Origin of the sequence: uncultured Paraglaciecola sp. (assembly GCF_913020055.1) — a bacterium.
In the GTDB taxonomy this organism is placed as follows: Bacteria; Pseudomonadota; Gammaproteobacteria; order Enterobacterales; family Alteromonadaceae; genus Paraglaciecola.
This window is the reverse complement of the sequence record NZ_CAJWCF010000130.1, coordinates 1-10,141: the sequence shown is the minus strand read 5'-3', so window position 1 is coordinate 10,141 and position 10,141 is coordinate 1. Positions and strand designations below refer to the sequence as shown.

Annotated in this window: 10 protein-coding genes and 1 pseudogene; 8 read left to right on the top strand and 3 right to left on the bottom strand. The window is 41.7% G+C overall.

Annotated elements, in window-relative coordinates:
* From QZ488_RS19675 to QZ488_RS19660, 4 genes and pseudogenes are all read left to right on the top strand, one after another.
* Positions 1–101: pseudogene (locus QZ488_RS19675) on the top strand (mechanosensitive ion channel family protein); the annotation flags it as partial.
* A gap of 89 nt (positions 102–190) precedes the next feature.
* Positions 191–1,054 carry an amino acid ABC transporter substrate-binding protein gene (locus QZ488_RS19670; protein ID WP_293751946.1) on the top strand — a complete coding sequence of 288 codons (864 nt, stop codon included), beginning with the start codon at positions 191–193 and terminating at the stop codon, positions 1,052–1,054.
* A 338-nt stretch (positions 1,055–1,392) separates the two neighbouring features.
* Positions 1,393–2,439, top strand: coding sequence for an alpha/beta hydrolase (locus QZ488_RS19665; protein ID WP_293751944.1), 1,047 nt, complete (start codon positions 1,393–1,395; stop codon positions 2,437–2,439).
* Positions 2,432–3,436: an NAD-dependent epimerase/dehydratase family protein gene (locus QZ488_RS19660; RefSeq protein WP_293751942.1), complete on the top strand. Its 1,005-nt coding sequence runs from the start codon at positions 2,432–2,434 to the stop codon at positions 3,434–3,436. Before QZ488_RS19665 ends, QZ488_RS19660 begins: the two co-directional genes overlap by 8 nt.
* 93 nt (positions 3,437–3,529) lie before the next feature.
* Here QZ488_RS19660 and QZ488_RS19655 read toward each other — a convergent pair whose 3' ends face one another.
* Positions 3,530–3,763, bottom strand: a complete 234-nt coding sequence (locus QZ488_RS19655; RefSeq protein WP_293751940.1) for a hypothetical protein — start codon at positions 3,761–3,763, stop codon at positions 3,530–3,532.
* A gap of 450 nt (positions 3,764–4,213) precedes the next feature.
* Between QZ488_RS19655 and QZ488_RS19650 the strand changes: the two genes are divergently transcribed.
* A complete protein-coding gene (locus QZ488_RS19650; protein ID WP_293751938.1) occupies positions 4,214–6,376 on the top strand; it encodes a diguanylate cyclase in 2,163 nt (720 codons plus the stop codon).
* A 34-nt stretch (positions 6,377–6,410) separates the two neighbouring features.
* On the opposite strand, the gene QZ488_RS21575 is transcribed toward QZ488_RS19650, so the two are convergent.
* The gene (locus tag QZ488_RS21575; protein ID WP_366509076.1) at positions 6,411–6,635 is read right to left on the bottom strand and encodes a hypothetical protein; all 225 of its coding nucleotides are present in this window, start codon (positions 6,633–6,635) and stop codon (positions 6,411–6,413) included.
* Positions 6,636–6,813: 178 nt separating this feature from the next.
* Between QZ488_RS21575 and QZ488_RS19640 the strand changes: the two genes are divergently transcribed.
* Both QZ488_RS19640 and QZ488_RS19635 read left to right on the top strand, forming a co-directional pair.
* Entirely contained in the window at positions 6,814–7,620 is an 807-nt protein-coding gene (locus QZ488_RS19640; RefSeq protein WP_293751936.1) for an AraC family transcriptional regulator, read from the top strand.
* Between the two features lie 91 nt (positions 7,621–7,711).
* A complete protein-coding gene (locus tag QZ488_RS19635; RefSeq protein ID WP_293751934.1) occupies positions 7,712–8,269 on the top strand; it encodes a YbhB/YbcL family Raf kinase inhibitor-like protein in 558 nt (185 codons plus the stop codon).
* 414 nt (positions 8,270–8,683) lie between these two features.
* Here the strand turns inward: QZ488_RS19635 and QZ488_RS19630 are convergent, their stop codons facing one another.
* Entirely contained in the window at positions 8,684–9,604 is a 921-nt protein-coding gene (locus tag QZ488_RS19630) for a hypothetical protein (RefSeq protein WP_293751932.1), read from the bottom strand.
* Positions 9,605–9,800: 196 nt separating this feature from the next.
* Here QZ488_RS19630 and QZ488_RS19625 point away from each other — a divergent pair.
* On the top strand, positions 9,801–10,141 hold a 341-nt coding region (locus QZ488_RS19625; RefSeq protein ID WP_293751930.1), incomplete at its 3' end, for a hypothetical protein.

Below are 10,141 nucleotides of genomic sequence, written 5' to 3'. Positions count from 1 at the left end.
TTTTGTACTCGGTACCCGAGCTAGTTAAAAAGGCACTGGATGCAGAAGGTATTGAGATACCGTTCCCGCATCGTAAACTGATAATTGAAAAAGAAAGTTAATCAAGCAAGCTTGCGGACACAAAAAAGCTTCAATTTTTTGGTCCGCTGCTTTTGGCGTTTTTTCGTGGTTGCATACTCAAGAGGGACCTTTGAATACTAAATTTTACCTATTAGCTGTGATCGCTTTGGTAACTGCTTTATCCTCGATTGTATTAGCAGAGGATAAAGTTGTTCGCTACCCGCGCCCGGAAACCCTTCTTGATCAACGAGTAGAGTACCCGTTGCAGCTGCTCAGGCTAGCCTTTTCAAAGGTAAGTGGTGAGTATGAGCTAATTCCTACTTCACAGGTTATGCCACAAGGTCGGGCGTTGGTTCAGCTTAACCATGGCGTTGATGTTGATGTTGTTTGGTCTATGACGTCAACAGAGCGAGAATTTAAGCTTCTGCCAGTGAGAATACCAATTTATAAAGGCCTTATTGGTTGGCGGCTATTTTTGGTGAATAAACAAGAGTTGGGGCATTTTCAAGATGAAATGTCTATTTCCAAGCTGCGTAGCTTTCAATTGGTTCAGGGGCATGACTGGCCAGATACCCAAATACTTCGGGCTAACGGTTTTAACGTGCTGGGGATACCTAGTTACAACTCTATGTTTGCCATGATTTCTCGTTCCAGAGTTGATCTTTTTCCTCGTTCGATTGTAGAAATATGGGCAGAAGCAGAGAGCCATAAAGCAAATGGGATTGTTGTAGAGCCTACTAAAGTGTTGATTTATCCAGCGGCGCTTTATTATTTTGTTACACCTGGCAACACTCAGCTATCCGTCGCTCTGGAAAAGGGGCTACGAGCAGCACTTGAGGATGGTAGTTTTGATGCATTGTTTCAGCAATACCACTCAAATCTTATTAATCGGGCAAGACTGGATAAGCGCCATAAGTATTATTTGGATAACCCGACACTTCCTATAGGTACACCTATAAAAGAAGAGCAATTGTGGTTCTCTATTAAGCAATAAAAATGCAAGACCTGACCCCAATGCCCTTTGATAATTAATATTGGTTGTTGATTTATTAATCGTATTGATCACATTAGCAGCATTAGTTGCGCACACAAACTGTGGATAACTTTCTGGGTAACCTCTTTAAATTGTCTGTTAAGCCCTATATATAAAGGCTTTAAAATAAGTGTTTAAATATTGCACACACATGACAATGCCAGATTTGGTAGACAAAAATGGAACACATAATTTTAGATTGATCAATCTTTACCTCTAGCTCATTCACCAAGGTATTTACATGTGACCACTGGTCAGTTACATTACTGACTTGTGGTCATTAATGGTTTTGGTGGTTTATGTCGAGTACCCTTGATAGTCAGTATATTCGAAAAAGCGAACAACGCCGGTTGGACCGTTGGAACGTAAAAGAAAGTAGTCAGAAAGTAGAGTTTATTGATACTTCTGATGGTTGGACGCTTGCGCTATCGAGTTATACAAAAAAACCGAATAAAAAATATCCAGTGCTTTTATGCCATGGTTTAGGTGCTAACCGTTTAGCTTTTGATGTTGATAAGCAGGCTTCACTGGCGTTGCATTTGGCAAATCAGGGATATGATGTTTATGCCCTCGATCTTAGAGGTCATGGCAAGAGCCAGAAGCCTCGAGCCTTTAGTGATAAACGTTGGGGCTGGGGTTTTAACGATTATTGCCATAAAGATTTACCCGCCGCCATTGACCATATTCTGCAACAAACGGGCAAGCCGAAGCTTCACTATATTGGGCATAGTATGGGAGGCGTACTGTTATACAGTCGCGCTGCGGTTCAAGATCCCAGAATACAAAGTGCCATTACTATCGGTTCATCCCTAGATTACAGTGGAACAGATTCAATATTTCACTCATTGATTAAGTTTAAAGCACTGGGCAACCTATTACCCGCGATCCCTGTTCACTGGCCGTCTCTTTTCTCCTCATGGGGAGCTAAGTACTCGGAAAAACTAATAGATTCGGTATTAGTGAACCCGCCAAACGTTAACTTAAACCTGTATCGCAAGATGGCGGCAGTTACCTTACACCCAGTGAGTTCGAAGGTATTGTTTGATCTGGCTGGGTCAATTAACGGAAAAGGGCTACTTGCACCAGATGGATCTTGCTACTCAACTCTACTCAAAGATCGGGGCTACCTGTTCCCGATATTATCTTTAGCGGGTGCGGCAGATAAGCAGTGTCCGCCCGTTGCCGCAAAGAGATTTGGCACTCAACATCTTATTTTTGGAAAGACATTCGGTCATGCGCACGATTATGGCCATGATGATTTAATCATGGGCAAAAATGCAAAATATGAAACATGGCCGGAAATTATAACTTGGTTAGAAAAAAACGAAGGAGTTTGTAATGGATAAAGTGTTAGTTACCGGCGCATCAGGGTTTATTGGTAAAACGCTTGTTCCCTACTTGTTGGAGCAAGGGTATCAGGTTCGTTGTTTTGTTCGGTTAACCAGTGACACCACTTACCTTAAAACGTTGGGGGTTGAGCTAGTTTTTGGGGATTTGAGTGACAAAGTCAGCTTGCGAAGCGCCATGAATCGCGTCGATAGTGTTTATCACCTGGCAGGGCAAATCTACAGCTCGGCAAAAGAAACGTATGATGAGGTAAATGCAAAGGGTACGGCTAATGTCCTGGAAGCTGCTTGTCAGCAGAAGAGACCCCCTGTGGTCTTATCAGTGTCATCTCTAGCAGCTGCAGGGCCACGAAAAAATGGCGAAAAACCCACAGAAGCCAGCCCGACTCAACCGGTTTCGCAATACGGTGAGAGTAAACGTGAATCCGAAAACCAGCTCCGTAAATTTGCAGATAGGGTTCCTATCTCTGTAGTGAGACCACCTCTCGTGTTTGGTGCGGGTGATACCGCCACCATGCCGATATTTAAAAGTGTAAAAACGGGTATACATGCTGCGGTGGGTAAAAACACCCAGTTCACATTGGTGTATGTGAACGACCTTGTTCGCCTAATGGTCGAAATTGTGACCAAAGGAGAAAGGCTGACATCGGTTGATAACCATGACGGTAAAGGCCTCTATTTTGCGGGTTATCACGATTCAATTAGCTGGGAGCAACTGGGGGAGTGGATTGCTGAAGCGATGGGGCGTTCAAAACCCTGGATAATACGAATTCCAGGGCCTGTTTTAAAACTGGTGGGCGCGCTATCCGAAGTACTGTCATCAATTACCAATAAACCTATGGTACTTTCTAGAGATAAGGCGAGAGAGGGTACAGGTGGCCACTGGGTATGTGATGTTAAAAAAGGACATGACCAGTTTGAATTCACGCCAGAGAAGAGCCTGAAAGAGGCATTGAGCGATACTGTTATCGGGTATCGAGAACTAGGGTTGCTATAACAACCCTTTTTGTATTTTATATTTCCTATATTCTGTCGTTGTGGAGCCATTTTTACCATCAACTGCCCTATGACCCCAGTGCTCTACTTTAGTCTAAACGGAATAGACAACAGGAAATGTTCCCCTTGGGTCAGCACTTTCACCTAAAATTTCTGAGATTTGACTCATGCGATACTGTACATCATAAATATCACCTATCGTACTCGTATCTGATAGTAGTCTAAGGGTTTGCTGTTCTTGAGCAGATAATTCAGGAATACACGAGTTTGCCCAAACGGGAAAACTGAATGAATAAAATAATATGAGACTGGCAACGATTTTTTTCATAGAAATAGCACTTTCCTTGTATGATTTTTTGATGAGATTTTAGGCTGATTTAGCGATCGGAATGTTAACGGGTCAGGCAGTAAATAGACACCCAACCGCTATAATGTATGTGAAAAAAGGGACGGAGGGATTAAATTTTAACTCGTTCGGTAAGCTTAGGGTCATAAGCTTAGGGTCAGACTCGATTGCTTTATTAAGCTTAGGGTCAGACTCGATTGCTTTATTGTTTGCATACTCTTTTAGCATTGCATGAAAGTAGTTTGTTAATCTGTCTTACCTACAGCGTTGAGCTATAGAGCAATCGAGTCTGACCCCAAGCTTTTAACCTTAATTTGTATTACTCTTTTCGATATAAAGTCTATACTACTAAAGTTTATAATAACTGAAAGAAAAAGCGCTACACTATAAAAAAACTTCACAGTTTACGTTATATCAGAGACAGTCAAATAAATGCAGTATTTACAGTGGGATGATAGCTTAAGTGTTGGGTTAGAGGAGATAGATGAGGATCATAAACGTATTATTGAGCAGGCCAACCTGTTGAATGATATGGTGGCTTCTAGGCAGAGTATAGAAACCATTAGAGTATCTTTTGCGAATCTTGGCATTTTGGTTAAGCAGCATTTTTCTGAAGAAGAGCGCATTATGGCGACCTATCGCTGTGAGAGCACAGAAAAGCATATTGCGCAGCATCAGGCTTTATTAACGAAATTTTTTGATTCACAGTTGCAGCTTGATATGGCCGAGTCGCTATTGCAGGTTGCTGATATTACTAAAGAAATAAATAATCGTATTATTGACCATATTATTGATGACGATATCGATTTAGCGCAGGTCGTTCATCTGAGGAAGTGGCAGTCTGGGGCAGGTTGGCTTAATCGACTTAACTATAAAATTATCAGTTGTCTTGAGTTTTTTCGTATTCGTTCCCGCTTAATTCTAGTCACCATCTTACCACTATTAGCTATGATTGGCTTTGCTACAGTCATACTCAGCGACGCTTTACGTGATGTAAGGTCCATGGATCAGGTATCTCGTTGGATCGACTCCACATTGTTGGTGCAGAATTTAGTGCACGAACTTCAAAAGGAGCGGGGTTTATCCTCCGGTCTGATTAGCAGTAAGGGGCAAAAAGTTTCAGATCCATTGCAACTTCAACGTTCACTCAGTGATATAAAATTAAGAAAACTGCGATTAGGTACACAACCTCTGAGCGAGGTTACATATGCCGGCATTGAACATGAAATTATCAGTTTACGGGAACAACTAGATACTGCTGAGATCGATGTATTGCAATCAAATAGTCGATTTGCCACTCTCATATCTCAGTTACTGAATATCCCATCTACCTCTTTTTCAGCACAAGAGAGCCATGATATTTCTCAGCTGACCATCGTACTACTTACATTAATGCAATATGGCGAGGCGGCGGGCATGGAGCGGGCATTTGGTGCGGCTGGTTTTAGCCAAGGTTATTTTGATGACCTTTTATATCAGAACTTATTACATTATGCAGTAAAGCAACAAGGGCTAGAGCAAACCATTAATGCCTATATGCCAGCTGATCAATTGGTGAGCTGGCAGCAGCTGTTAGCGGATATGCCCTTGCAAAAAATTAATGACAGTCGGGCGGATGCCTTTACAAGCTTAAAGCAGAATCTTGCGTTGCAAAGAGACGGTACTTTTTGGTGGCAGTTAACGACAGCAAAAATTGATATGTTGTATCAATTTGAACAGCAGCTGGCCTTACAGCTTAAAACGATGGCTGATAGCAAACAATCACAGGTAATGACTACGTTAATAGCTACTTCGATCACAATGGCAGTGGTAATCGTTTTAACAGGGTTGTTATCGGTATTGTTGGGTACCAGCATTGTACGACCTATTGAGCGTATTGCCAAAAGCCTTCGTGAATTAGCCAACGGTAACCGGCAAATATTGTTACCAGGGACGTTTAAAAACAATGAAATTGGCCCCGTTGTGAATGCCTATGAATCCTTAAGGCGGGGTATGACCCGCATGGTTATATTAGAGCAGTCGCAGATGCAACACTCTTTTGTGCTGCGTCAGCAGATGCAGGTGTTGGATGAGCAAATTAAAAAAGGCGATGAGCTTCAACAGATGGCCGTCACTGATACTTTAACTGGTGTTTTAAACCGCCGTGGTTTTTTTGCTTATTGTGATAATACGCTCCTCAATGTACACCGAGATGATACGCCATTGTCGGTATTGATGTTGGATATCGATTTTTTCAAAGTCGTTAATGATACCTATGGCCATGCCGTGGGTGATAAAGTGTTACGGCATTTTGCCGATATTTGCCAGCAGGAGTTACGTAGTCAGGATGTCTTTGGTCGTCTTGGTGGCGAAGAGTTTGCCGTATTACTGGTGGGGAGTGAGGGCGATACTGCTTGTGCTATTGTTGAGCGGATTCGTTGCCGGGTCAGTGATAGTGTTTGTAGAGTGGGAAATGAAGAAATTCGTATAACGGTTAGTGTTGGCGTTGCTAGCGTTCAAGTTGAGGAAACCAATATTGAAACGGCTCTTAAGAAGGCAGATAGTGCCTTATACAAGGCGAAAGCCAATGGCCGTAATTGCGCAGCATTGGCTTAATAGCTGCCATGAGGGGGCTAGCCCCCTTTAGATATTAACGCTTCCAAAATGCATTTATAAGCGCACCAATTAGAATAAATCCTCCTCCTAGGGCGACCCATAAATTAGGTTCTTCTCCAAATACAATTTCTGGGCGCGCAATAAATAATAAACCCATAAAGCTGCAGGCAATACTCACCAGAGCTAGAGCCCCCACTGTACCTCGTGCCACCAATAAGTGCTTTTTGTGACCTAGAAGTGAAATGCCTTTTCGTCTCACATCAAGATAACTTTATGCCAGCGAAACCAAAGCACGAGCGGCAACAATTTCTAAAAAAGTTTGGAAACAATGTAGGAGCGCCTAATAAAAATAAAGCGCATTTTATGTGAATCATCATTCCAGAGCAAAGAGAGGCCTAGTCTGGTTCTTTTGCTTGGGCTTTTAACTTAGAGTAATTATGAAAAACCTGATCAATACAATTAAAAACACACTGGAAGATAAGCGTCCACTCCCGTTTTCTGTGTACTCCTCAATAAAAGAACAGAGTCTGCTGAATGTTCCTGTGGTAAAACCATTGCTAATTGCTGTTCTTGGTGGGGATAAAGAACTAGGCAAGGATGGTGAAATAATCTGCACTACGGGTAATTTTATTTTTTTGTCTGATAGTCCTGCTATAAACATACGCAACATACCAAAAGAAAAAGAGTATTTTGCTTTGCTGATTGAATTTGACTATCAAGATTTTGATGGCCTTCAAATAAGTTCAGTCAATAAACAGGATTTTTGTTTGGGGGAAATAACGCTCACTCTGGAAAAATGTTTACAACAATTTATCGAGTGGTCTCTTTGGGCGCCTCAAGAGCTGTGGCCTTTACGAAGGAAAGAAATAATACAGTTAATGTGTCACATGGGTCACAAAGAAATTTTATCTATGGCTGCCAATCCTAAAATTGGACACAAACTTCATACTATTTTCATCGAGCAACCTTCTGAAGAGTTAACGATGGAAAATATTTGTGAACAGCTAGCAATGAGCGAGTCAACGTTACGGCGAAAGCTAAAGTTAGAAGGCACAACGATACAAGATATTAAGGATCAGGTAAAACTAGGGTTGGGTTTACATTTATTGCAAACAACACTTTCTCCCATTGGTATTATTGCAGAAAAATGTGGTTATCACTCGCAATCGCGATTTACAGATCGCTTTAAAAGGCGGTTTGGTCTAACACCATCAGAGCTCAGAAAAACCCTAATGACGGATTAGGGCGAATGTATGACTGTTTTGAGGCTATAAGTGAAAGAGTAGAAGACTAAAATAGCACTCACTAATTATTATACAAATGAGAATTATCATTATGCTTAAGTCGCTTACACTTCTTTCAGTTTTATCTATAGGTCTTTCTACACCCGTTCTTGCGGGCTCTCTTGAATTATTTAGTCAGGATATTGCTCAGGGAGAATTTATGGCTAAAACGCAGGAATTCAATGGTTTTGGTTGTTCAGGCGGAGATTTATCACCACATCTTAAATGGTCAGGTGCTCCTGAAGGCACAAAAAGTTTTGCTATTACTGCCTATGACCCCGATGCGCCCACAGGTAGTGGTTGGTGGCATTGGCAAATAGTGAACATTCCTAAAACTGTTACGGAGATAGTAGCTGGAGTAGGCAGTACAAAAAAAAATCTTGCACCTCTGGGGAGTACACAAATAAAAAATGATTACGGTAGCCGAGGCTTCGGTGGTGCCTGTCCCCCTTCAGGTCATGGAATACACCACTACCGCTTTACTGTGCACGCACTCTCCGTAGAAAAGCTAGCAATATCAGAAGATGCTTCTGGGGCTTTAGCGGGTTATATGATCAATGCAAACACAATAGAATCTAGTACTATTGAATCTTTGTACAAACGAGACTAGCAAGCAACGACCCTATTGCCGTGCTTGCTCACAATAAGTTAACGGCTTATTCAGCTGTAGCGTTAAACCATAGCATTTCAATAGCAATACGCATGGCTGCTCGCTTGGTGGTTAAGTCTGTTGGGTGAATACCATCTCCGCGATGTTTAAAGCCTTTCCACATATCGATTTGTATTGCTTGTGGGAGTTCAGAAGCAATGCGTGACTGGTGTAAATTGCGAAGTTGATTGTAATCTTCTTCGCTGATGGCCCAGTTCAGACCAAATGCCGTTTGAAAGTAAGGTAAGTCAAGCGCATCCCATGTAGGGAGGAGGTCGTAGATGGGGGTAAGGCCTGCATCTAAAGCGCGTTGCCCTACGGCAATCAGGCGATCAACGGAGGGATTATTTTTTCTCAGGTGTGTTAGTGGGTTAGTTATTGATAAATGTTAAGTATTTTTTGATATTCCTTCCAATAACGCACATCTTTATTCTCAGACACTAAATAATTCAAAGCCCTTTTATAAGCTTCCGTGGGTCTGGCGTGCTTTAAAATATCGTTTATAGCCGCAATAGCCTTTCTGCCATCCGGTGTATCAGAGCAAGCATAGGCCCCTCGACTGGTCTTGTTATAAACCTCCTCAACAGGAATACTCACCAATTCATCATCAAATTCCAGAAACTTACTTTGGAACTTCATCATAAAATCGTATTCAAGAATATAATCCACTCTGCCAGCCCGAAGCATATTGATCATTCCTCCAATCAGGTTACCCCCAACACGGATATAAATGTTATCAGCTCCGTTCAAGTAGGCTAGTCTATCTCTTGAGTCGATAGACCCAAAATCCAAGTTGCTTGGAACGCCTAAATATTCCCCCAGAATTTGGTTATAAATAGTACCGTAGGGTCTATTATATCCAAATATGAATTGCTTGTTATTAAGCAACGTTCTAAACGAAACCTTAGCACCATACTTATGGCGTTGGCTTTTACGTACCACTACATCATGTAGAAAAAAAACGGCATTAGGTGCTGATATGCTGTAATGGCCGTTTATCTTTCCTCTGTTTTCGGGGGCTTGATAAAAGAACAATGAGTTACACACCAAGGGACCACCTTCAAGTACTTTGGTCTGCCTCTCCCAGTTAGGGTATTCTACAATTTTATGATTGTACTGGGTGAGTGCCTTAATCATAAATGCATCTAGTAAGTCACCATAGCCCTTACCTTTCTCAGACCCATTTAAGATATAACCTGGCGGAAAAGAGGTAATAGCCCACTCTATGGTTTTCTTGGCTCCATGTGATGAAAAACTTGCGACGCATAACAACAATATTGCCAGATAGGTTTTCATTACTCAGTCTCGTTAATGATTTTTCAGCCCCTCGGAGCGTTTATTTATTTCTACAAACCTGACCATTGTATTCCAGTATAGCGCTTCTATATGATTATCAGGTCTTATATTTTGACCCGTTAATTGGATGTATACTGAATAAATCCCTTCGACCCTTTTTCCGTTTCAGCGCTACATTGCGAAACTATTGAGGTGAGTGACAGCACTCTCGGTGGCACCTGTTTTGTACTGCGCTGGCCTGCCTAAGTTACAAGAGTTCGAGATCAATGGGGTATGTACACAGCATGAAATAATTGATTTTCAGTCAATCAGCACTACTCTTTATTGTACTTACTACGAATACAACCAAGTGATGCCAATCATGAAAACATGTTTACTTTCACTGTTTGTTTGCTTGTCCCTTTTCTTACCTCAAGCAAAAGTTTTTTCTGCAAATCTGCTGATTGTGGATTCTTTGACGGCGGAGCCTTATACATCGGTTAGATTGGCCATGATGCAAGAGCTTCAGGCACAAGGTTTTTCGCAAAATAGTAATTT

Bases quoted from the DNA above. Each gene is read 5' to 3' on its own strand.
- QZ488_RS19665 (WP_293751944.1), top strand. From the start codon at position 1,393: ATGTCGAGTACCCTTGATAGTCAGTATATTCGAAAAAGCGAACAACGC.
- QZ488_RS19650 (WP_293751938.1), top strand. From the start codon at position 4,214: ATGCAGTATTTACAGTGGGATGATAGCTTAAGTGTTGGGTTAGAGGAG.
- QZ488_RS19635 (WP_293751934.1), top strand. From the start codon at position 7,712: ATGCTTAAGTCGCTTACACTTCTTTCAGTTTTATCTATAGGTCTTTCT.
- QZ488_RS19660 (WP_293751942.1), top strand. From the start codon at position 2,432: ATGGATAAAGTGTTAGTTACCGGCGCATCAGGGTTTATTGGTAAAACG.
- QZ488_RS19630 (WP_293751932.1), bottom strand. From the start codon at position 9,604: ATGAAAACCTATCTGGCAATATTGTTGTTATGCGTCGCAAGTTTTTCA.
- QZ488_RS19655 (WP_293751940.1), bottom strand. From the start codon at position 3,763: ATGAAAAAAATCGTTGCCAGTCTCATATTATTTTATTCATTCAGTTTT.
- QZ488_RS19640 (WP_293751936.1), top strand. From the start codon at position 6,814: ATGAAAAACCTGATCAATACAATTAAAAACACACTGGAAGATAAGCGT.